This window comes from Chitinophaga sp. SYP-B3965 (assembly GCF_009647655.1).
In the GTDB taxonomy this organism is placed as follows: Bacteria; Bacteroidota; Bacteroidia; order Chitinophagales; family Chitinophagaceae; genus Chitinophaga.
Genome location: NZ_WJFD01000004.1, coordinates 130,370 through 152,344, shown reverse-complemented (window position 1 = coordinate 152,344; position 21,975 = coordinate 130,370). Strand labels below are relative to the sequence as shown.

At 44.9% G+C, this 21,975-nt stretch carries 22 protein-coding genes; 9 read left to right on the top strand and 13 right to left on the bottom strand.

The annotated features are described in order from the left end of the window. Positions 1–6: 6 nt before the first annotated feature. A complete protein-coding gene (locus GFS24_RS21740; RefSeq protein WP_153663198.1) occupies positions 7–381 on the top strand; it encodes a hypothetical protein in 375 nt (124 codons plus the stop codon). Here GFS24_RS21740 and GFS24_RS21735 read toward each other — a convergent pair. The 7 genes from GFS24_RS21735 to GFS24_RS21705 form a co-directional block, all read right to left on the bottom strand. Continuing rightward, positions 378–1,610, bottom strand: a complete 1,233-nt coding sequence (locus GFS24_RS21735) for a porin (RefSeq protein WP_253906553.1) — start codon at positions 1,608–1,610, stop codon at positions 378–380. The two genes, GFS24_RS21740 and GFS24_RS21735, sit on opposite strands and share 4 nt — an antisense overlap. A gap of 172 nt (positions 1,611–1,782) precedes the next feature. After that, positions 1,783–2,892 carry a M57 family metalloprotease gene (locus GFS24_RS21730; RefSeq protein ID WP_153663196.1) on the bottom strand — a complete coding sequence of 370 codons (1,110 nt, stop codon included), beginning with the start codon at positions 2,890–2,892 and terminating at the stop codon, positions 1,783–1,785. 168 nt (positions 2,893–3,060) lie between these two features. Beyond that, on the bottom strand, positions 3,061–3,552 hold the full coding sequence (locus GFS24_RS21725; RefSeq protein ID WP_153663194.1) for a hypothetical protein: 492 nt from the start codon (positions 3,550–3,552) through the stop codon (positions 3,061–3,063). A 79-nt stretch (positions 3,553–3,631) separates the two neighbouring features. Beyond that, a complete protein-coding gene (locus GFS24_RS21720; RefSeq protein ID WP_153663192.1) occupies positions 3,632–4,972 on the bottom strand; it encodes a T9SS C-terminal target domain-containing protein in 1,341 nt (446 codons plus the stop codon). Positions 4,973–4,994: 22 nt separating this feature from the next. Beyond that, positions 4,995–7,784 carry a TonB-dependent receptor gene (locus GFS24_RS21715; protein WP_173003152.1) on the bottom strand — a complete coding sequence of 930 codons (2,790 nt, stop codon included), beginning with the start codon at positions 7,782–7,784 and terminating at the stop codon, positions 4,995–4,997. 179 nt (positions 7,785–7,963) lie between these two features. Next, on the bottom strand, positions 7,964–8,362 hold the full coding sequence (locus GFS24_RS21710; RefSeq protein WP_153663188.1) for a hypothetical protein: 399 nt from the start codon (positions 8,360–8,362) through the stop codon (positions 7,964–7,966). Between the two features lie 162 nt (positions 8,363–8,524). Continuing rightward, a complete protein-coding gene (locus GFS24_RS21705) occupies positions 8,525–9,352 on the bottom strand; it encodes a UDP-2,3-diacylglucosamine diphosphatase (RefSeq protein WP_153663185.1) in 828 nt (275 codons plus the stop codon). A gap of 252 nt (positions 9,353–9,604) precedes the next feature. On the opposite strand from GFS24_RS21705, the gene GFS24_RS21700 reads away from it, so the two are divergent. The 8 genes from GFS24_RS21700 to GFS24_RS21665 all read left to right on the top strand — a co-directional run bounded on the left by GFS24_RS21700 (position 9,605) and on the right by GFS24_RS21665 (position 16,151). Beyond that, the gene (locus tag GFS24_RS21700; RefSeq protein ID WP_153663183.1) at positions 9,605–10,255 is read left to right on the top strand and encodes a DUF47 domain-containing protein; all 651 of its coding nucleotides are present in this window, start codon (positions 9,605–9,607) and stop codon (positions 10,253–10,255) included. 22 nt (positions 10,256–10,277) lie between these two features. Continuing rightward, a complete protein-coding gene (locus GFS24_RS21695; protein WP_153663181.1) occupies positions 10,278–11,291 on the top strand; it encodes an inorganic phosphate transporter in 1,014 nt (337 codons plus the stop codon). 125 nt (positions 11,292–11,416) lie between these two features. Then, positions 11,417–12,277, top strand: coding sequence for a glucose-1-phosphate thymidylyltransferase RfbA (rfbA, locus tag GFS24_RS21690; protein WP_153663179.1), 861 nt, complete (start codon positions 11,417–11,419; stop codon positions 12,275–12,277). Between the two features lie 29 nt (positions 12,278–12,306). Beyond that, positions 12,307–13,338: a UDP-glucose 4-epimerase GalE gene (galE, locus tag GFS24_RS21685; RefSeq protein ID WP_153663177.1), complete on the top strand. Its 1,032-nt coding sequence runs from the start codon at positions 12,307–12,309 to the stop codon at positions 13,336–13,338. 42 nt (positions 13,339–13,380) lie between these two features. Continuing rightward, positions 13,381–14,343, top strand: a complete 963-nt coding sequence (locus tag GFS24_RS21680; RefSeq protein WP_153663175.1) for a transketolase family protein — start codon at positions 13,381–13,383, stop codon at positions 14,341–14,343. Between the two features lie 107 nt (positions 14,344–14,450). Further along, the gene (locus tag GFS24_RS21675; RefSeq protein ID WP_153663173.1) at positions 14,451–15,002 is read left to right on the top strand and encodes an RNA polymerase sigma factor; all 552 of its coding nucleotides are present in this window, start codon (positions 14,451–14,453) and stop codon (positions 15,000–15,002) included. A 34-nt stretch (positions 15,003–15,036) separates the two neighbouring features. Then, entirely contained in the window at positions 15,037–15,657 is a 621-nt protein-coding gene (locus GFS24_RS21670) for a hypothetical protein (protein ID WP_153663171.1), read from the top strand. A 5-nt stretch (positions 15,658–15,662) separates the two neighbouring features. After that, positions 15,663–16,151 carry a hypothetical protein gene (locus tag GFS24_RS21665; RefSeq protein WP_153663169.1) on the top strand — a complete coding sequence of 163 codons (489 nt, stop codon included), beginning with the start codon at positions 15,663–15,665 and terminating at the stop codon, positions 16,149–16,151. A gap of 3 nt (positions 16,152–16,154) precedes the next feature. Here the strand turns inward: GFS24_RS21665 and GFS24_RS21660 are convergent, their stop codons facing one another. Genes GFS24_RS21660 through mreC form a run of 6 tightly spaced genes read right to left on the bottom strand, consistent with a single transcriptional unit; the run spans position 16,155 to position 21,962 of the window. Beyond that, the gene (locus GFS24_RS21660; RefSeq protein WP_153663167.1) at positions 16,155–16,499 is read right to left on the bottom strand and encodes a nuclear transport factor 2 family protein; all 345 of its coding nucleotides are present in this window, start codon (positions 16,497–16,499) and stop codon (positions 16,155–16,157) included. Position 16,500: 1 nt separating this feature from the next. Continuing rightward, positions 16,501–17,247, bottom strand: a complete 747-nt coding sequence (locus GFS24_RS21655; protein WP_253906552.1) for an MBL fold metallo-hydrolase — start codon at positions 17,245–17,247, stop codon at positions 16,501–16,503. A 16-nt stretch (positions 17,248–17,263) separates the two neighbouring features. Continuing rightward, a complete protein-coding gene (rodA, locus tag GFS24_RS21650) occupies positions 17,264–18,550 on the bottom strand; it encodes a rod shape-determining protein RodA (RefSeq protein WP_153663164.1) in 1,287 nt (428 codons plus the stop codon). Positions 18,551–18,559: 9 nt separating this feature from the next. Beyond that, positions 18,560–20,521 carry a penicillin-binding protein 2 gene (mrdA, locus tag GFS24_RS21645; RefSeq protein WP_153663162.1) on the bottom strand — a complete coding sequence of 654 codons (1,962 nt, stop codon included), beginning with the start codon at positions 20,519–20,521 and terminating at the stop codon, positions 18,560–18,562. Between the two features lie 29 nt (positions 20,522–20,550). Next, on the bottom strand, positions 20,551–21,060 hold the full coding sequence (locus GFS24_RS21640; protein ID WP_153663160.1) for a rod shape-determining protein MreD: 510 nt from the start codon (positions 21,058–21,060) through the stop codon (positions 20,551–20,553). Then, a complete protein-coding gene (gene mreC / locus GFS24_RS21635; protein WP_153663158.1) occupies positions 21,057–21,962 on the bottom strand; it encodes a rod shape-determining protein MreC in 906 nt (301 codons plus the stop codon). The genes GFS24_RS21640 and mreC overlap by 4 nt, the downstream gene beginning before the upstream one ends. Positions 21,963–21,975 lie beyond the last annotated feature (13 nt).

Below are 21,975 nucleotides of genomic sequence, written 5' to 3'. Positions count from 1 at the left end.
ACCTTTATGAAACGTATCATACTATTCCTCCTGATCGTAATAGCAGTAGCTTCCGCCTGTAAGAAATCAAAAATAGAACCGGCATCACCGGAAACCTTGCAGGGTACCTGGAAAGAGTTACTGCCCCCGCATTCCAGCAAAACGTCTGAATATTTCACCTTCCGGAGAGACAGTACTTATGAAAAGCGCAACATAAACCTGGTGATCACAGAACAGGGCACTTACCGGCTTAATGCACAAAGCAGCGATTTTAGAGTATTAGATGTAACATTAACGGGAACAGGCATCCCCACGATCTTTACCGTTGCAGTTGCTTCCAACACACACATTGTTATGACTTCGGGCGGTACTATGGGCAGGACTTTTGTGCGGCAACCCTAAAACCGGTATTGCAGCCGTGCAGTAAATACATTATCATCTACATCGGAAGTAAATCCTTCCAGTGAAGTGCTTTCATTCCACACCCTGTCGAACCAGAAAGTGGCTTTCATATTCTCATTAAAGTACAACACATACCCGGCGCCGAAAGTATCATAACGGATATCTGCGGGGCTGATGTGTGTACCCGGCTGGCCCAGCTGTTTGCCTTTGATATGGGTGTTGGGATCGTACCAGTCGTATTTCAATACCAGCTGGTGTTTGGCACTGCCAAGATGTTGCAGGAAACAAAAATAAGCGCCATCAAAATCTCTTATATACAGTGGCGCCAGAACGTCTCTCTCCATAGGAATAATACCGGGCGTTTCTGTTGTTTTGTTGGTAGCGGTTTGTGATCCCCTGATATATTCCGCTCTGAATTGCGTAGACCCATGTGCGTTAGGAATGAGCAATTGTGCATCTGCCCCGTAATAATGGCGTGGCGCAATTTTACCCACATTGGCCGCGGATGAATCCACATTAAAATCATTCTTCGCATCTTCCATGGTATAGATCACTTTCGTGAACTGTTCCATCCCGCCATATAATACAGAGGCTCCGGCAGATAATAACCATCCGCTGTGATCAATGTTCATGGGTTTCAGGGCCACCCTCGCAATCAGGTCCTTATGACTGTCAAAGTCCGAAGGTCCGGAAAGTCCTTGCCCGTTAAATGCGCCGATATCTATTTTGAGCAGATGCAGTGGATGTGATTTCTTCCGGGGTTCAAAAGTGAGCATAGCCCCCATATCCCGTTCGCTTTTCATGAGGATCTGGCTCATGCGTCCGCGTTCAGGTGCTTCCCTGTCCCCGGAGGAAAGGTTCACTTCATATCCAAAAGGGCGTGCAAACATCCCCATGGTAAAAGCTGCCACATCCCATTTTCCGTCAAACACCCGGCCCCAGAAGTCGCGGATATTCACCCCTCTCTCTGTTCCGTCAAATTGAAATACAAACTGCACAGTGGGCAGGTCCCGTTTGTTAAAATGCGCATAATCAAAGCGTACACGGCCCCGGCGCAGCATAAAACGGTTATCGGCCTGCGGGTTAAAATTGCCGCCGGAAAAGGTTTCTATCCCTTTCCCCGAAGCATACTGGAACTGGGGCTGCATGTAACCGCTGATCCGCAGATGGTCAAATTTCTTATAGATGGAGATCATCCCTTTTCCCAGGTCTGTAGTGGTATCTATCATATCCATAAGGAATTGCGCACGCGCGGATGTGGTCGTTAATACCAAAAACAGGAAGAAAAAAGAGATTTTGCCGAATAATTTCATGCTTTGCCCTAAATATTTGGGCAAAAGTAAGTAAAAAGGGAAGATAGCATAGAGCCATCTTCCCTGTATGCGGATACCTGAAACAAGATTAAGGTCTGGTTACAATTTTGGTAACCCAGGTAGATGGGACTTCTCCCCAGAGATAACATTGCAGCTTATATTGGCCGGGCGCTAAACTATAACTCCATTCCAATCCGCCACAATCCACATCAGAGAAATTCTGGATCAACTGGTCGTTCATATCCAATAGTCTCCAGGAATAAGCGCCACATGGATAAAGGGCGCCTGAAAAATGGAAATTCTGCCCGCCTCCAATGGTAGATGGGCCTAAAATATAATTTTCAAAAACACTTGTTGAAAGCAGGGGGAATAAATAATGGAGAGTGTACAGGTCCCATTCTGAAAAGCCGGTCCATGACCTGCCTAAAGTACCAATATTAGAATTCATGACGGAGTTAGGGTCTACTCCTGCAGGCGTACCGGGAACATAAACAGCGTGGGCTGGAAATCCATCATAGTCTGAGCCATTAGCAGCTTCTCCTATATTGTCCCAATCTGCATGCCTTAACCCCACGCAGTGGCCAAGTTCATGCACAAACGTCAGCTTTCGCTGGCTTGGTGTTCTCAATGTGCCATTGGTGTTCACCAGATCAATATTTACATCGATCCTGGGGCCGGGCTGACCATTACGGGGATACCGCGCTAAAGCAAAGTATCCAGGATCAAACCAACGATGAACCTCAATATCAGCACCCGCGTCATTTCCTGCGTACATGAAATTAAGACGGCAGTTACTGATCTGGTTCAACTCAAAGATCGCTTCCCGCAATGCTGTTACGGTTGCGGCATCCTGGATAAGGTCATCCTGCAAACTGATCGTAATATTGGTATTGTTGTCGAACAGGAGCACACTCGAAAACGCATGACGTGCGTCTTTTGGTAATAGGGTATCTTTTAATACCTGGTCGAGAAAAGACAATTCAAGCAGTATGTCTCCTTCTACTACAACCCCATCTCCCAAAATATGGGCGCCTGTAGTATCATACTTAAGAATGCGCAGGGCTTTGAGGTATTTGTCTTCCAGCCGGGATACGGTATCGGGTTTGGCTTCATGGGATTTGGTCTCTTTCTTACAGGCCACAAAGAACATGGCGGCTGTGAAGAGAATGGCAATAATTCTCAACTGTGGAGTTTTCATAAATAAACTAGGTTTAAAACATGGTGAAATAGGGCATCCGCATCACTGAATATACCATCACCATATTACCAGAATATTACGGGTGTGTTAATCTTTCAAACCGGCATAAAAAAACCGCCCGGCTAATGCCTGGCGGTAAAAACAATTATTGCAGATAGATAAAAGGCGTTATTTATTCTTTGCATCGGCGGCAACAGGCTCCACGGCTTTACTTTTCAGATCCAGCAATTGCGCCTTCAGATCTTCGGAGATCTTATACCTGTGCAGGCGGCCATTTCCGATCATGCTGATGTATGCACAGGGATCTGTAATATTGAAATAAATAGAATTATACACATTGCCTTTGACATAACAATAGATGGTGCCGTCCTTCGTACAGGTATCCGGGCTCACCGTGACTGTTTCCAGGTTTTTGTACAGTGCATTTATGATTCCTTTATCTCCGGTAGCATAGTAGGTATAATAACGGAACTTTACTTTATCAGTGAAATACAATATAGCAAGACTGTCCACATCCGCAGTTTCAGGAAACATTTTCAATACCTCCTTATCAAATCTCTCCACAGCAAGGGTATCCTTGCTTTCACTCGTTTTATTATCGGATGGCTGACCACAACTCCAAAAAATGGCCAGCAAAAGGATCATCCCGTACTTCCTCATTCGTTCAGCATTTATGTAAAAAAAAGTGGTTGACTAAAAGTAAAGCACCTTTAGTCAACCACAATATTATGGCAAAAAATTAATACGCTTGTGTTTTCGGATTGAAATTGCTCCAGCCTGCAGTCCAGTCTGTTGCACCAATTGCACCTCTGAATGTTTCTCTGATAAAGAAGGCGTGCATGCCAGTGTAATCAACACCGGTTAAAGCAGGAGATCCTGTTTTAGGTTTGAAGTTAGGTGTGTTCAGGCTGAATGCATTTTCCAGCTGAGCGTCTTCTCTTGTTGCCAATACAACAGTTCCTTCAGCCAGCATCTTGGTACGCAGTGCAGCATCCGTCAGGGTCGTTTGGTTAGGGCTGCTGGATACTTTGGTATAAGCGTGCAGCAGGTTGTTTTTGTATTCAGACTCACCAGCTACATAACCAGCCAGCGTAGGATCATTTTCCATTACAAAACCACCCAGTTTATGACCGATAGAAATTGAGTTACGGAAAACAAAACGGGTAGCTCTTCTCCAACGGTTACCAAAACCATGCAGTGCAGCAGAACCTGTTGTATCGTAAGGTCCGATCAATGTGAAGTTAGACATTTGTGGTTTAGTATAAGGAGTAGCCAGTGTACCGCTACCATCATTATCACACTCAACACCATTTGCCTGATCCGTATCGCAAGGTTTATCTCTCAGTGCAATACCATATTGCAGTTTACCACCAAAACCAAAGTCGAAGTCATAATCATCATCCATTGTTGCGAAAGCGATCAGGTGTTTAGCGTTCACCGTTCCGCCAAAGAATTCATAGGCGTCATCGTTACCATAAGAAACCTGTACATAGTCGATGATCGTTCCATCACCTACGCCGCCACAAGTAAGACCGTTGATCTCAGAACCGGGTTCAGCAGCAATACCTGCAAACTCGATACGTACATAACGGAGGATACCGGAATTATCGTTAGGTTCTGTACCGCCATATGTACGGTTTACACCACCTTCGATAATTGGCTCAGGAAGCAAAGGACGGTTGGTAGGTGCTTTACCCAACAGGATAATACCACCCCAGTCACCTGGCTTGCGGGAACCGGATGCTGCACCGGAAGTAAATACGATCGGTTCAGTGGCAGAACCTTCTGCTACCAGCTTAGATCCTCTTTCCACGATCAGGGCTGCTTTTTCCTGTACATCACCTACGATCACACAACCTGGGTCAAAAGTAAGGGTTGAGTTGTTGGTTACATATACATATCCTCTAAGTGTGTATTTTCCTTTTTTATACGTTGTGCTGGTACTGATCTTACCAGTGATCACAGTGCTGGTAGAATCTTTACCACCACCATTATTATTGCCGTAATTTTCTTCAAAGTTCACCTTTACACAGGATGAAAAGATTGCCGCAGAAAATAAAAGAACAAAAAGTTGTTTCATTGTTGTATGTTTTGCTGGTAGTTTACTTAATAAAATCATAGGTAAATCCTATTGTAAAAGTTGTGCCTGGTTTGTATGAATTCGTGAACCTGTCTCCATGTGCCCTATTGTATCCTTCCTTTTCGCCTATATTATCGTATTGTGTTATGCTTTGATTCAGGATATCAGATACGGTGAGTTTTATCTCTCCTCTGCTCTTGATGATCCTCTTGGCAATCTGGAAATCTACCAGGTCCCTGGACTTGTCGTAGACATCATAGAAACCTGCACCTGGGGGAGGGCTGCCCACCAACGCCAAACGTGGGCCTATCTTGTTATACAGGATGGATGATGAAAGGCCTGTTTTAACATTGGTATATTGGAAACCTACGTTGAATAAGTAGGGAGACTGACCTTGTAACGGACGGGATGTAGATTCTTCTTTTCCACCAGCGCTCACGTTATTAAAAGTCACTTTTGAAAAAGAGTAAGTAAGGTTGCTGAATACAGAAACATTCTTGAACAGCTCTTTCCTTATTTCCACTTCTGCACCATACGTAACTGCCTTTACAGCATTCGCATATTCATAGTTCTGCCTGTCCGCATTGCTCGCAGGGTTCATGATGAATTCGATAGGGTTGCGGAAATCTTTATAGAATAAACCGAATGAAAAAGCTTCTCCTGGTTTAGGATAGTATTCATAACGCAGGTCCGCATTATAAATCTGTGTTCTTTCCAGTGCAGGATTACCTGACACACCATAAATGGCATCGTAATCAAAGAAAGCGAATGGCGCTATTTCCCTGAACTCAGGTCTTGCTACTGTCATGGAACCAGCCAACCTCAGTTGATTCTTTGTATTGAGAGAATAAGTAAGGTTCAGGGATGGAAGGAAATCCCATTTCTCTGTATTGACGATCACATTCTCTGCAGAGAGGTCTCTTGTACGCAGGAACTGTTGAAAGTATTCTGCTCTTACGCCCCAGATAGCCCTCAGGTTATCCGTGATCTTATTGTCGAACATCAAGTACATACCATCCACTACGGAGATACCAAAATACTTATCTGTATTCTGCGTAACCTCGTTCAGGAATATTTTATCCGCACCTATATTCTCCGGTTGAAAGATCTGATTAATTGGTTTTAACAGCGCTTCCTGGCTACCAGTATATTGGAAGTTCCTTGCTTCAAAATTCCGCAGGCGCAATAAGCTGGAACCACCTATTTTCAGTGACTGCTTTTCGTCAAATAATTTAAATGGTATCAGCAGGGAAGCATTGAAACCAGCGCTGTAATCCTGCAATTCACTAAAGAAACGGCGTGTTTCGTCATCATTTAGAACAGGCGTTGCGGTAGGATTCTCAAGAGGAGTACGATACTCCACCACCCTGTAATCCGGTTGCGTTTTGTAGTTCATGCTACCATTCAGGTTCCAAGTAAAACGAACGCCTGAAGTAGTTAACTGGTGCACACCTTCCAATTGCGTGCTGTATAAGCTCCGCTGATTCAGGAAGGATGAGTTAAACATTACATTGGCATTATTATTTTCATTGGTACCTGTACGGGTAACATATTTATCTTCAAAGTTCCTGTTGAACAGGTTCTTGAAAGAGATCTTATGCCGTCCTTTCAGATAAGTGAAGTTGGCGAGCGCGCCCCAGTTTACATTATATACATTCTGGTCTTCTCTGTATTTGAAAATATATTCATTATCAGTATTAGAGCGATCTGCATAATACCGGCTCCTTTCTGTGTCGGGGAAAATATTTTGAGACTGGCGATAGATTAAACCTACCACTGTTCCAAACTTAGCGCCGCCTTTCAGGTCTATTGTATTTGCATAGGTAAGTGCATAAGATTGAATAGGCGCTGCTGTTTTTTTAACTTCTTTATACACATCACTTTTAAACAAGTGCGTGTATTCTGCTTTAGTAACATCCGGTTTACCGGCATACTGCTGGCGGTTTTCAGGGAAACCTGCAGGCAAACGCCTGGTGCCGTTATCAAATCCCAACCAGTCAAGGTTGTTGCGTTGGTTACTGGTAAAATCCTTGAAAGTGGACTGTGTATTATACCCCAGGCTCACACTTATGTTGAAGATCTTTTTAGAAGGAAGGTCTTTTGTTTGGATCTGTACAATACCACCGGCAAATTCACCTGTAAGGTCCGGGGTGGCTGTTTTATTGATAACGATATTATCGATCAGTACTGAAGGGATCACATCAAAAGTAAATACTTTTTTATCCGGCTCAGAACTTGGCATTTGTGCATTGTTCAGGAAAGCCGCATTGTACCGGTCACTCAAGCCACGTACAATTACAAATTTATTGTCTTTGATACTTGCACCGCTCACACGTTTCAATACTTCACCTGTGTTCTTATCCGGTGTACGGCGAATAAAATCTGCTGCTAAAACGCTGGCTACTGCCGTACTATTACGTTGTAAGGTAACCAGGGAATTAGTAGTTTCCCTTTGTGCATTAGAAGAAGTACCCTGAATGGTTACGCCTTTCAACTGGTTATTGTTATCTTCCAAAACAACATCCAGGTGCTCAACAGCATCTTTTACAATGTTAACGTCTGCAACTGTTTTAGTGGTGTATCCCAGGTAAGAAAGCGTAAGACTGTACTTTTTGCCTGCAGGAAGTGTAATAACAAAACGGCCTTCCACATCTGTGGTAGCACCGGAAGAGAGACCTACCACTCTCACGGAAACACCTATCAATGGCTCGTTTCTTGAACTCAGCACTTTGCCTTCCACCTTTCCATTCTGTGCAAGAGAAATTTGAACAACGCTGATTAAAATGAAGAGTAATAGTAGATATTTTTTCACCACAAGTATGGATTTTATGCTGCAAAGGTAGATGCAATGGTACAAGCCTCCTTTAAATTTCCATTATCGAATTGTTACCAAAGCATTAAGGAATTGTTAAGTGTAGTTAGGTGCGCGCTTTATTCTGGACAAAGTTCGTAAGGGGCTGCAAATTATTTTTTTTAGATCCGGTTGAAAGTTCAAACAGCGCGGTTTTGCTGATTAGATGATCTTGCCTGTTTAGCCAGTAACTCTAAAGAAATATCCAGTTGCCTTCCTGTTTCTCCTTCACTGCATGGTGTGATCTGGAATAAACGGATGCTTTTATTAGTAAAAGGTTTGGAATCTTTGTTGCACAGTTCCATGGAAAAGTTGAACTTCTCTTCCAACTCTTCTTCGAACTCCCGCAAACTGAGTGTTTCATCGATCGGGTGTTCTATCATGGCTTCATTTTCCAGGCCAGCTTCTTTTAAAGTATCAAACGTATTGGCCAGAGAGTGACGGATATATACCGCCACATTACAATGGAGCAATCGCTGAATCTGCATCTGTAACAAGGAAATGGTCATTAATGGATGTAACTTGAGCGTCTTCATCATATATTCTTACTGGTTCCCCAAACTTACTGTTTAACGGTTAATTAAACATTACCTGGAGGTTACGTTATTATGAATTAAATATTAACAACTTATTGAATACTAAGGCATAGGACTGCGATAGAGTAGCATAGGTATTTATATATTATATGCTGAAACGCTATTTTAACTTGCAGGGAAAGTGATCACACGGGCAGCCGCTCCCCAATCCAACACACCTTCTTCCTCTTCTTCTGTAGTTACTACCTTTTTATCCGCATGCTGATACAGTTGCCATGCCCCCTGGCTGTATTCCAGCGAGGTGAGGCTTTCTACCCAGTCTCCTGAGTTCAGGTAAGTAACTGTTCTGCCATTCGCCGCCATCTCTTTAATAATAGGCTGGTGAATGTGCCCGCAGCAAACCACATCAAAATCTTTATCTGCTGCAATATCCACTACTGTTTGTTCAAAATCTGAGATGAACTTCACGGCCTGCTTCACACTTTCTTTTACTTTTTTGGAAAAGGACATCTTTTCCCTTCCCATCTTTTCCAGCAGGTGGTTCACGAGGCGGTTCAGGATGATGAGGATATCATACCCCTTCCCTCCCAGTTTGGCGAGCCATTTGGAGTTTTTCATGGTCACGTCATATACGTCCCCATGGAAAAACCAGTGGCGTTTGCCATCCACATCCAGGATCAGTTTATTATCGATCACAAAATTGCTGAGGTTGAAACCGGCATATTTCCGCAAAGCTTCGTCATGGTTCCCCGTGAGATAATACACTTCCGTGCCCTTGCCGATCATTTTCAGGATGCGGCGGATCACTTTGGTATGGGATTTCGGGAAGAATCGTTTGCTGAACTGCCAGATATCGATGATATCACCGTTGAGGATGAGGATCCTGGGGTCTATTGAATCCAGGTAATTTACCAGTTCCTTTGCGTGGCAGCCGTAGATCCCAAGGTGTACATCTGAGATTACGACTATATCTAATGGGCGTTTATCGGACATTTCTCTGTTATAAGTGAACCACTTGCACTGTTTTCAAACTATTTTGATATATAATTGTTAAAATATATGACAAAGCTGATTTCACAGTACAGGGGAGCGTTGTAGGATGATTTTCCTTATGCAAAGGAATATTTGCTATATTACTTTTATATTAACCCAGTGTTACCAAATTATTAATTCTCATTTTTTCTTGGCTCCTGTACCTGTTGAAGTCTATTTTTGCGGCAAATTTTTCAACTAACACACAAACATATGGGAGGCTTTAATTCTATCGTTAAGTTGTTCATGCCTAAAGACAGGGTGTTCTATTCACTTTTTGAGGATGTGGCAGCCAACCTTGTTGAAATGGGCAAAGTGCTGGTAGAACTGGTGGAAACAAAGGATATGCAGGTGCGCAAAGACAAAGTGCATCTCATAGAACGCCTTGAGCATAAGAATGACGACTATACACACCGTATTTTTGTTGAATTAGGTCAGAACTTCATTACTCCGTTTGACCGGGAGGATATTCACTACCTCGCTTCCACGCTGGACGATGTGGCGGATTATATCCATGGGTCTGCTAAAAGGATCGATATATACAAAGTGGGTGAGATCAACGACAGTGTAAGAAAACTGGCTGATCTCATTAACCAGGGCGTACAGGAACTGGCACGTGCTATTCCTGAACTGCGCAATATGAGCAACATGCGTATTATCACAGATGCCTGCGTAAAGATCAACAGCCTGGAAAACCATGCAGATGATATCTACGACAGAGCGATTGCAGACCTGTTTGAGCAGGAAAGCAATGCTGTAGAACTGATCAAGATGCGCGAAATCTATCAGGCTTTGGAAATCGCTACTGACAAGTGCGAAGATTCCGCCAATGTGATAGAAACCATCATCATCAAATACGCGTAGTTGCAGTAAATTTTCTATTCCCATGGTCTTTCTGGTTGTTATCATTATACTGGCATTCATATTCGATTATATCAATGGTTTTCACGATGCGGCCAATTCTATTGCCACCATCGTGTCTACAAAAGTGCTCACTCCTTTTCAGGCAGTACTTTGGGCGGCCCTCTTCAACTTCGCGGCATTCTTTATTTCCAAATATGTGTACGGGGAGTTTAAAGTAGGTAATACCATTGCCAAATCCATCTTTGAACAATACATCACCCTCAAAGTGATCTTTTCCGGACTGGTGGCTGCTATTGCCTGGAACCTGCTCACCTGGTGGTATGGTATCCCTTCCAGTTCTTCCCACACCCTGATCGGTGGTTTCATTGGTGCTGCCGTTACAAATGCAGGTGGTTCCTTTGATGTGATCAACTTCGCTAAAGTATTACCTACCGTATATTTCATTGTGCTGGCTCCCTTCATTGGTATGGTAGTGGCCTTTATCATTACGGTGATCATTGTAAATATCTGTAAAAGGGCCAACCCCTACCGGGCGGATAACTGGTTCAAACGTTTACAGCTGGTATCCTCCGCTGCATTCAGCCTTGGCCACGGTGGCAACGATGCCCAGAAAGTAATGGGTATTATTGCAGCTGCGATGGTGGCCCATGGCGGTATTGAAGGGGTTCACACCCTCAAGGACGTTCCAACCTGGGTACCTTTTGCCTGTTTTACCTGTATAGCGCTTGGAACACTGAGTGGTGGCTGGAAGATCGTTAAAACAATGGGAACCCGCATCACCAAGGTAACTCCCCTGGAAGGTGTGAGTGCAGAAACTGCCGGTGCCATTACGTTGTTCCTTTCTGAAAGCCTGGCTATTCCGGTAAGTACCACCCATACCATCACGGGTTCCATCATTGGGGTAGGCGCTACCAAAAGGCTCTCCGCAGTTCGTTGGGGCGTTACGGTAAACCTGCTCTGGGCTTGGATCCTGACCATTCCCATCAGTGCCCTGCTGGCTTCTGTGGTGTATTTTATCGTGAGCCTTTTTATGTAAATAATGTATGTTTTAAGATACCAGAAAAGCCATTCCCCACAGGATGGCTTTTCTTTTTTTACAAATCAAATTATGGCAAGTAAAGAAGACCGCCTATTTTTGTGCCTCCAAAAGAATGTTTACTCATGAAAGGAATTATCCTCGCAGGAGGTTCAGGTACCAGATTGCACCCCATCACATATGCTATCAGCAAACAGATCATGCCGGTTTACGATAAACCGATGATCTACTATCCCCTTTCCACGCTGATGCTGGCAGGCATCCGGGAGATCCTGATCATTAGCACCCCTCACGACCTTCCTTCTTTTCAACGCCTGTTTGGCGATGGCAGCCAGTTTGGCCTGCAATTGACCTACGCGGAACAAGCTATCCCCAACGGACTGGCCCAGGCTTTTGTGATAGGTAAGGAGTTTATCGGCAAGGACAATGTAGCCCTGGTATTAGGGGATAACATCTTTTACGGAGCAGGGCTGGGCACCCAGCTGGCCAATAACGCCAATCCGGATGGTGGTATCGTATATGCATACCAGGTATCAGACCCTGAACGTTATGGCGTAGTGGAATTTGATGCCAATATGCAGGCGGTATCCATTGAGGAAAAACCGGAAAAACCAAAGTCCAGCTACGCTGTGCCTGGTTTATACTTTTACGATAATGCCGTGGTGGAGATTGCAGAAAACCTGCAACCGAGCCCACGTGGAGAATATGAGATCACAGACGTGAACCGGGAATATTTGCGCAGAGGTAAATTGAAAGTATCCATCCTGCCACGCGGCACCGCCTGGCTGGATACCGGTACATTTGATTCCCTGATGCAGGCTTCCCAGTTTGTGCAGGTGATAGAACAAAGGCAGGGTATTAAAGTGGCCTGCATCGAAGAGATCGCTTACCGCAAGGGATTCATTCAGAAAGAACAACTGGAAAAGCTCGCAAAACCTTTGGTGAAGAGCGGTTACGGAGAATATCTAATGAACCTGATAAAATAAATCATCATTTAACATCTAACCAATAAGCAATGCAAAAAGTCCTCGTCACAGGAGGTTGTGGATACATAGGATCCCATACCATCGTAGATCTGATCAATAATGGATTTGACGTTGTTTCCGTAGACAGCAATATCCGCAGCACACCGCAGTTGCTGGACGGCGTGGAAAAGATCACCGGCAAAAAGGTACGTAACTATAAAGTGGACCTTTGCAACCTGGAAGATACCAATGCTGTATTCCACGAGAACAGGGATATTGTGGGTGTTATTCATTTCGCGGCCCTGAAAAGCGTAGGCGAATCCGTTAATGATCCTTTATTCTATTTTCAGAATAACCTTACTTCCCTTGTAAATGTGCTGAAGTGCATCAAGGAATATAAGATCCCTCACTTCGTATTTTCTTCTTCCTGCTCTGTATATGGCAACACAACTGCCTTACCGGTAGTGGAAGAAACGCCGCTGGGTGAAGCCCAGTCCCCTTACGCCCGCACCAAACAAATGGGCGAGCAGATGATCGAGGACTTCAGCCGGGTGAACGATACACAGAACATCCTGCTCCGTTATTTCAATCCGGTAGGCGCACACGCTTCTGCCCTGATCGGAGAATTGCCGCTGGGCAAACCGGATAACCTGGTACCTGTTATCACACAAACTGCCATCGGCAAACTGCCTAAAGTAACCGTTTTCGGCACTCACTACGATACCCGCGATGGTTCCTGCATCCGCGATTACGTGCATGTAAGTGATATTGCCAACGCACATACAAAAGCGCTGCAATACTTAATTGAAAAACGTAACGCTGATAAACTCGAGATATTCAACCTGGGTACTGGTGACGGCGTAACCGTTCTGGAAGCCATCAAAGCATTCGAAAAGATCTCCGGCGTAAAGCTGAATTATGAACTGGGCGCAGAAAGGCCCGGCGATGTAATTGCCATCTATGCTAACAATACAAAAGCAAAGGAAAAACTGGGATGGACGCCCCAATTTGGCATCGATGATATGATGCGCACAGCCTGGCAGTGGGAGATAGCACTGCGTGATAGGGTTTTGAACAATTAATTTCTTTATTTTGCTAGCTTTGCGGCACAAATCTCAGGCATAATGGTAAAAGATATACAAGTACTGAACGAAAAGGAAACCCGTGGAGGATTCGGTGAAGGGATCCTGGAAGCGGGCAAAAGAAACCCTAACGTGATTGCGCTGACAGCGGATCTGCTGGGTTCTATGAAATTGCAGGCCTTTATCAAAGAATTCCCGGACCGCTTTGTACAATGCGGTATTGCAGAAGCCAATATGATAGGTGTAGCTGCCGGTATGACCATCGGTGGTAAGATCCCATATACTACTACTTTCGCTAACTTTTCCACTGGCCGTGTGTACGACCAGATCCGTCAGTCTGTTGCCTATTCCGGCAAGAATGTGAAGATCTGTGCTTCCCACGCTGGTTTAACTTTAGGAGAAGATGGCGCTACGCACCAGATCCTGGAAGATATCGGCATGATGAAAATGCTGCCGGGTATGACCGTGATCGTACCATGTGATTTCAATCAGACCAAAGCGGCTACTATCGCTATTGCTGATTATGAAGGACCGGTATATCTCCGTTTTGGCCGTCCAAAATGGCCTAATTTCACTCCTGAGAACCAGGAATTCCAGATCGGCAAAGCGCAGGTCCTGAATGAAGGTACAGATATCACCCTCTTTGCCTGTGGCCACCTGGTATGGAAATGTATAGAAGCCGGCCGTATCCTGGAAGAAAAAGGATACAGCGTGGAACTGATCAACATCCACACCATTAAACCGCTGGACGAAGAAGCTATCATCAAATCTATCAAAAAAACCGGTTGTGCTGTAACTGCAGAAGAACACAACGTGCTGGGTGGTTTGGGAGACAGTGTTGCACAGGTGGCAGCCCGTAACTTCCCCATCCCTATTGAATACATCGGTACCAACGATACATTCGGGGAAAGCGGCAAACCCACAGAATTATTAACAAAATATGGCCTTGATACACCGCAGATCGTAGCGGCTGCTGAAAAGGTGATTGCCCGTAAAAAAGGCTAAATATTTAAAGGAGATTAAACTTTCCCGCGAAAAAACCATCTTAAGGATGGTTTTTTCTGTTATAGGGATATTGGTTATATTTAAGGAATTACACTGCTTAACCGTCTATGGCTGTAACGCAAGAAGATAAAGAGTTAATAGCGCTATATGGGCAGCCGGATACAAAAGAAAAGGGGTTTACCCTGATCGTGCGGAAGTACCAGGAACGATTGTATTGGCATATCCGGCGGCTGGTAATAGATCATGAGGATGCAAACGATGTATTGCAGAACGTGTTCATTAAGGTTTGGAAAAGCCTGGACTCCTTCCGGGAAGATGCCCGCCTGTATACCTGGCTATATAAAATTGCCACCAACGAAAGCCTTACTTTCCTGGATCAACAGAAACGTAAATCAGCCATCTCCCTGTCTGACGTAGAAACTGGCCTGAGCAACAAATTACAAGCTGATACCCAATACGATGCGAATAAGATAGAGTGGAAACTGCAAAAAGCCATTCTCAGCCTGCCGGAAAAGCAGCGGGTGGTGTTTAACCTGCGGTATTATGAGGAAATGCCATACGAGGAAATGAGCAGGGTATTGGAAACATCAGAGGGGGCACTGAAAGCATCTTATCATCATGCCGTGAAAAAGGTGGAAGATTTTCTAAAAAACAACTGATTAAACCATAGGGTATAAATATCGTCTTATTAATATGCACAAAGGGAAAGACATAGTGGATGAATTAAAGGAGGTAGCGCCTTCTTTGGATGTTTTGGGAGATCCCCCGGCATATGAAGTGCCTTCCGGGTACTTTGAAGCATTCCCGGCACGCCTCATGGCAGCTATCCACGCTGAAGAAGGAACGCAGGAAGTGACGGAAGAATTGTCTGAACTGTCTCCTTTTTTGGCTTCCATGCCAAGGCAAACACCCTTTACTGCTCCCGATGGTTATTTTGAAGGATTGAGCCGTGAGGTGATCATCCGCAAAAATGAAACACAACCGGGCAGGATCGTAACAATGGGGCGCAGGGTGAAACTGTTTAAAAGATGCCTGGCCGCAGCAGCGGTTGCCGGTGTGATCAGTGTGGGCGCCGTGATGTTGTCCAAATCCTATAAGGATAATTCGCTGGACAGGCAGCTGGCCCAGATCAGCGACCAGGAAATTGTAGATTTTCTACAGTCAAATACAGACGCATTCGATAATGAGAATATCTTTACAAATGTTTCACTCGAAGATGATGCCCCCTCCGTATTACCGGATGAGTTGTCTGATTCAGAGATAGACAGCTACCTGGAGGATAACCTTTTAAAAGAATTGCCTCTTAATCAATAATGATAATGAAGAGAAGAAACCTGATATGGCTGGTGTTTGGATTTTTAAGCATGGTAATGGTACCTGCCAGGCAGGTAATGGCCCAGGATGCCAATACCCAGGAAGATGCCAAGCAGGATAAGATCAAAGCACTGGAATTGCTATATATTTCCCGGGAACTGGACCTCACTTCTGAAGAAGCAGAGAAGTTCTGGCCGGTATATAAGAAATACTCCAAAGAAGTAAATGAACTATTGGCAGACCGGAAACGTAAGGCGAAAGAACTGAAAGGCCAGCCGCGTACAGATGCCATAGCGGAAGAAGCCCTGGATAAAGAATTGGGATATGAGCGTAAAATGCTGGAAATAAAAACCCGTTACAAGCAGGAATTCATGAAAATACTGCCTGCCCGTAAAGTGGGAAATATTTACCGGAGTGAAAGGGAGTTCCGCGCCATGATGATCCGCCAGCTGAAAGAAAGGAAAGATAACCGGATGTTGCGGAAACGCCCGTAAAGGTTACTGCTCTTTATAATGCGCCCTTACCTCTACAATTTTCCCATCATTGTTCAGCACCATCATTTCTGCGGCCAGCCTGTTCCCTACACTTTTATAGTAGAGCACCTGGGAATCTACCCCTTCCAATACATGGTATAATTCAAAATGAAGATCTGTGTAAACAGACAGCGCGCGTTGGAAATATTCGCGTAAAGCCTTTTTACCGGTAATGCGCCCGGTAATATCATCATTTACTTTTTTGATAAAAGGAGAATAGAAAACAATGTCTTCCGAATAATGTTCCATGATCTGGTCCAGATCATGTGAATTCCATGCCTGCAGCCATTCGTTGGCAAAATTACTCATATCAGAATTTTGTAGTGGGTTGCTTTGTATCGTGATAGAACAGGAAAGTCCAACCCTCTGCTTTACCTCTCTCCATATATTCCTGTCTTAATTCCATGGTGCGTTTGCCATCGTAATCATACTTGGCAATGAACCTGCTTTTCATCTGGGAGATCTGCGGTGCCACATCTCCGCCAAAGAACACTTTATCTTCTCCGTCGTCTATCAGGAACACCTGGTGGTAAGGGCAATGCCCGCCTGTTACTTCGTAATGAATATAACCATCTATGGTGCCATTGCCTTCTGTGAGTACTACATTGTCTCTCTTGGGCAACAGGTCTACTTCTTCTTTGAGGTAAGATTTTCCATCATTGGCAAATGCATAATCCAGTTCCTGCCGGTTCACATAATAAGTAGCATGCGGGAAACTCAGACTGCGTTCTCCTGTGATCAGGTCCTGCACACTGATACCGCCGGCATGATCTTTATGAAGATGGCTCATCAGCACCTTGGTCACTTCCATAGGGTTGATGCCTTCGTCAATAAGGTTCTGATGTAACTGCAGTACGCCGTTGGCATTGCGGAAACCGAGGCCGGAATCCAGTAAAAGGATATCCCGGTCCGTGATCACCAGGAAAGGTTGGATCTCTACCAGCAAAGAGCCGCTGGTCCTGTCTTTCATGGAATCTTTATGATCATCAAAAGGAAGGAATTTCTTGGTTCCGTCTACCGTAAAACTTCCTTCTGATAAAGGTATGATTCGTGCCATACAACAAAAGTAGGGCTTATCGTAATACCATTTGCCTGTCCGCGTCCAATCTTAACATAATAAATATGAGCATGGTGAACGTCATGAGGGAGGAACCGCCATAACTCACCAGGGGCAGCGGAATCCCTATCACGGGTGCAAGACCAATGGTCATGGAGATATTAATGGCGAGGTGAAAGAAGATAATACTGGCTACCCCATACGCATACACGCGGCTGAAAGTAGACCGCTGTCGTTCCGCAATGAAAATGATCCGGAACAGCAGTGCAACATATAATCCAAGGAAGATGATGCTTCCTATAAAACCAAAATCTTCCCCGATGGTACAGAAGATAAAGTCTGTACTTTGTTCCGGTACAAAATCGAAACGGGTTTGTGTGCCTTTCAGGTATCCTTTGCCCCAGAAGCCGCCGGAACCAATGGCAATCATACTCTGGCGGGTATTGTAAGTAGCCTTGGGATCATTTTCTTTCCCCAGCATTACTTCAATACGGCGCACCTGGTAATCTTTCAGCACTTTGGTGAAAGCAAAAGGTACAATGAACAGTACGAAAGCAGAACAGAAAGCCCAGATAGAAAGGATGTAGGCCAGCCTGGTCTTCTTTCGCCTGATCTCCCTCCTGGAAAAGTAGATCACCAATGCAGCGATACCAGTGAAAATATATAAGAGGATGTATTTATCTACCAGCAAAGCAGATAATACTAAGATGATACCAGAAAAAGCAATTACCAGTAATGCGGCAGGCAAACCTTCGCGGAACATGACGAGGAAGAAACAGAAATACACTAAGGCAAGCCCTGTTTCATCCTGCAGGATAATGATAGCACAGGGAATTAATACCATGGCCGCAGCAATCAAACGGGAACGCATTTTGGAGAAATCCGTTTCCATCGAGGAAAGGTATTTCGCCAAAGCCAGGTTGGTACATAGTTTTGTGAGCTCTGCCGGTTGAAAACGGAAACCGCCTAATTCCAGCCAGGAATTAGAACCCTTCACACCGGTACCTACGGCCAATACGATCAGGAGTAATAACATCCCGAATGCATACCACAAATTAGCCGTAGCAGTAAAGAACTTACTATCCGTTAACCATATGCCGGTGGCCAGTACCATGGATACGCCCAGCCACAGTACTTGCCTTGCCCAGTTTTTATTCTGGCTCAGCAGGTTACGGATCACATCATCCCCTTCTCTGTACTCAGCAGCAAAAATGGCCATTAAACCAATTGCTACCAATGCGAAGTACAACCCAAAAATGGGCCAGTCAATTCCTGCGGTAAGTTTCGCTTGAGAGCGGTTCATTTTTATCGGTTAATTTGATAGGATCTTTTTCAGAAGCTCTTCTCCAGCGGTAGCCGTATAACTTACGCTGTTCAGAGAATCCACTTTTGATTTGGCACGCATGGGAGCAGACATGGTAACGGTTTCCATCATCCTTTGCAGGATAGGTCTGCGTTTTACAGAGATCGTATCCGTCAGGTATTTCTCCATCAGGATGCTGGCAATAGGCACTGCATATGTAGCACCAAAACCTGCATTTTCTACGATCACGGCAATAGCGATCTTCGGATTATCTTTTGGTGCAAAGCCTACAAACAGGGAGTGGTTGGGTTGTTTCGTCATCACCCCGTTCACCCTGGCGTAGTTTTCTGCTGTACCTGTTTTTCCGCAAACAGCTATTCCTTCTATCTGTGCACCTCTTGCCGTACCCTGTACTACCACATCTTCCATTCCCAAAATTACCTGGGAAAAGGCTTCCGCACTGATGTGAGCGGCTACGTCGTGTTTCTCTTTATACTTTTTAAGCAGGTCAGATTTATCCGTGTCTATACTTTCCACAAAATGCGGGATGTAATAAGAACCCCGGTTGGCAATGATGCACATGGCATTGGCCAGTTGCAGCGGCGTAAGATCTAACAGCCCCTGCCCCATTCCCACATATACTTCAGAGCAGGAATTCCAGCGGCCGGTATACCGTCTGTTCATGCGTGCGGTATCTGGTATTACACCTGGTTTTTCATTCGGGATATCAATACCCAGCCTGTGACCAAAGCCCATGTTGCTGAGATACTCCGTCCATTTTACTTGTCCTTTCATGGTGCCGCCCCATTTATTGTTATCTACAGACAAACGGTAGAGGTGCATGAAATAAGAGTTACAGGAATTGGCCATGGCTACCCGGAGGCTGGATGCGTGACCCGGATTTTTGTGCGTGCAGGCAATGAACCGTCCGCATTGTGCATAACCACCAGCACAGGGATATCCAAAAGCAGGTGTGATCACTCCTTCATCCAAAGCAATCAAACCGGTCACCGGTTTAAAAGTGGAACCTGGTGCATAAGAAGCCTGGATGGCCCTGTTCAGCATCGGGGAGGTAGTATCTACCATCAGCTTTCCGAGGTTGAGGGCTTTATAGGAACCTGATAATAAGTTTGGATCAAAAGTAGGGCCGCTCACCATGGCCAGGATACCTCCTGTTGCAGGATCTATGGCAACAATACTGCCCACCTTTCCTTTCATCATCTGCTCACCCAGGATCTGCAATTCAACATCCAGCGCCAGGCGTAAATTCTTACCGGCGATGGCAATCGTATCAAACTCTCCGTTTTCCAGTGGCCCCTGTGGCCTGTTCAGGTTGTCTTTTACGAGATACTGGATACCCCGTTGCCCCATGAGTGTGCTCTCATACGTATTTTCCAATCCGGTAATGCCCATGTAATCTCCCTGCTGGTATGCACTGTAAGCCGGTTTTTTCAACTGTTCGGTATTGATCTCTCCTATATAACCCAGGAAATTAGCGCCTGCGCCATAAGGATAAGAACGTACGGGGCGAAGTAATAATTCAAATCCGGGTTGAAAGAGGTACATGCTTTCCTGGAGCTTACCGTAAGTTTCCGGCGGCAGCAAACTGGCAAACACGGATTGGCGTACACGCCCTTCTCTTCTGATAGCATTGGTGATCCGTTTGCGGAATTCCTCCATGTCTATCTTCAGTATCTCACATAAATAAGCAGTATCTATTTTTTTGACGCTGGCGGGTATAACCATCAGGTCGTACAAGGCTTCATTGCGCAAAATGCTTCTCCCTTTGCGGTCATAGATGATCCCCCGGCTGGGATAGATCACTTTCTTGAGTACCGCATTGGCATCCGCAAGTTTGGAGTATTTAGTTTCCACTACCTGCAAAAAGAACAGCCTTACCACGATAAGTGTTACCATGCCAAGGATGATCATTTGAATAACTCTTTTTCTGGGCTGATTATAAACAGACATGCAGGTAACTAAATTAAATAATTATATGCTTATTTCCTGCTAAAGAACAACAGCTCATATATCAGTACCAAAAACAGGCTCACCACAGTGGACAACACTATTTTCAGCAACAGGTACAAGGGATCGGCAAAACTAAAAACGGACAGGCAAAAATATACGATGTTGTGTAGCAGTACTAGAACGGAAACATAGATAGCATATTGCGAGGTACCCATACTTGTTACAGAGGGTGTTCGCTGGGTTACTTCAAACCCTCCCTGGGGCGACAGGATATTTAGAATGAACGGGCGCAGATAAGCAATGAACACACAGGCAGCAGCATGCAGGCCAAATGTATCCGAGAACATATCCAGGGTAATACCCAGTAAAAAACCCAGGAGCTGCAAAGCCGGCCGGGGCAGGTTAAAAGGTAATAACAAAATGAAGAGCATGTACAGATAAGGATTCACATGCTGCTCGATCAGGATACGATCTAGCACCACTACCTGGAAAAGTATCAGTAGTATAAAACGGATAATATTTCTTAACAGTACGCTCATTTTAGCAGGTTGCGTGTAGAATCTTCCAGCCGCGTTTGTTCATCGCGCAGCAGGTTTTCGATCACATACACATATTGCAGGTTGTAAAAGTTGGTAGCAAATTTCATCCGGATGCTGTAGGAAGTGCTGGACTTGTCTGACAAACGGAAGGTATCAATATAGCCTACGGCTATATTTTCAGGGAACACAGCAGAGAATCCGCTGGTGATGATGGTATCGCCTTTATGCAATCTGGCACTGCGGGGCACATCTTTCATATAACCATAACCACCACTGGCGCCATCCCAGTACACCGTGCCTATTTCACCGGAGTTCCTCAGCTTGGCACTAAAGCCAAAGTTAGAGTTGTTAGCGGCGCCGGTTGATTTATATAACAGCGAGATCACTACGGCATAGTTTTCACTTACGCTCCTTACTACGCCCACTGCTCCATCCGGCCCTATCACACCCATATTCGGACGGATACCGTCTTTGCTGCCACGGCGGATAGTGATGGTATTGATCTCCCGGTTCACAGAGTTGTTGATCACCTTGGCTTCCCGGTAAAGGTATTTACGCATTTCGGTGCTCAGCAGTTTACGTGCCGTGTCATTACTGTATTTCCTTAAAGTATCGTATTTGATAAAGGTACCGGTATCGCGGGTATCGAAGCTGGAGGCCAGTTCATTGTGGAGACGGACGTTTTCCTTTACGAGACTGTCGTTGGTAGATTGAAGATGGAAGTAGTATTGTACGCCATTGTATTTGGTGTACAGCTTGCCGCTGATGCTACTGGCAGAGTTGAGGTATACAGTACGCTGGAAGTTGTTGTTCCTGAATACGAATATAAAGCAAATCACTTCCAGCAGCAGGAACAGAAAGAAGTTGAAATACCGCCTTAAGAAAATGATCAGATTTCGCACTGTGGTTCGAGTC

Coding starts and splice junctions, on each gene's coding strand:
- GFS24_RS21740 (WP_153663198.1), top strand. CDS start 7: ATGAAACGTATCATACTATTCCTCCTGATCGTAATAGCAGTAGCTTCC.
- GFS24_RS21735 (WP_253906553.1), bottom strand. CDS start 1,610: ATGATAGATACCACTACAGACCTGGGAAAAGGGATGATCTCCATCTAT.
- GFS24_RS21730 (WP_153663196.1), bottom strand. CDS start 2,892: ATGAAAACTCCACAGTTGAGAATTATTGCCATTCTCTTCACAGCCGCC.
- GFS24_RS21725 (WP_153663194.1), bottom strand. CDS start 3,552: ATGAGGAAGTACGGGATGATCCTTTTGCTGGCCATTTTTTGGAGTTGT.
- GFS24_RS21720 (WP_153663192.1), bottom strand. CDS start 4,972: ATGAAACAACTTTTTGTTCTTTTATTTTCTGCGGCAATCTTTTCATCC.
- GFS24_RS21710 (WP_153663188.1), bottom strand. CDS start 8,362: ATGATGAAGACGCTCAAGTTACATCCATTAATGACCATTTCCTTGTTA.
- GFS24_RS21705 (WP_153663185.1), bottom strand. CDS start 9,352: ATGTCCGATAAACGCCCATTAGATATAGTCGTAATCTCAGATGTACAC.
- GFS24_RS21700 (WP_153663183.1), top strand. CDS start 9,605: ATGGGAGGCTTTAATTCTATCGTTAAGTTGTTCATGCCTAAAGACAGG.
- GFS24_RS21695 (WP_153663181.1), top strand. CDS start 10,278: ATGGTCTTTCTGGTTGTTATCATTATACTGGCATTCATATTCGATTAT.
- rfbA (WP_153663179.1), top strand. CDS start 11,417: ATGAAAGGAATTATCCTCGCAGGAGGTTCAGGTACCAGATTGCACCCC.
- galE (WP_153663177.1), top strand. CDS start 12,307: ATGCAAAAAGTCCTCGTCACAGGAGGTTGTGGATACATAGGATCCCAT.
- GFS24_RS21680 (WP_153663175.1), top strand. CDS start 13,381: ATGGTAAAAGATATACAAGTACTGAACGAAAAGGAAACCCGTGGAGGA.
- GFS24_RS21675 (WP_153663173.1), top strand. CDS start 14,451: ATGGCTGTAACGCAAGAAGATAAAGAGTTAATAGCGCTATATGGGCAG.
- GFS24_RS21670 (WP_153663171.1), top strand. CDS start 15,037: ATGCACAAAGGGAAAGACATAGTGGATGAATTAAAGGAGGTAGCGCCT.
- GFS24_RS21665 (WP_153663169.1), top strand. CDS start 15,663: ATGAAGAGAAGAAACCTGATATGGCTGGTGTTTGGATTTTTAAGCATG.
- GFS24_RS21660 (WP_153663167.1), bottom strand. CDS start 16,499: ATGAGTAATTTTGCCAACGAATGGCTGCAGGCATGGAATTCACATGAT.
- GFS24_RS21655 (WP_253906552.1), bottom strand. CDS start 17,247: ATGGCACGAATCATACCTTTATCAGAAGGAAGTTTTACGGTAGACGGA.
- rodA (WP_153663164.1), bottom strand. CDS start 18,550: ATGAACCGCTCTCAAGCGAAACTTACCGCAGGAATTGACTGGCCCATT.
- mrdA (WP_153663162.1), bottom strand. CDS start 20,521: ATGTCTGTTTATAATCAGCCCAGAAAAAGAGTTATTCAAATGATCATC.
- GFS24_RS21640 (WP_153663160.1), bottom strand. CDS start 21,060: ATGAGCGTACTGTTAAGAAATATTATCCGTTTTATACTACTGATACTT.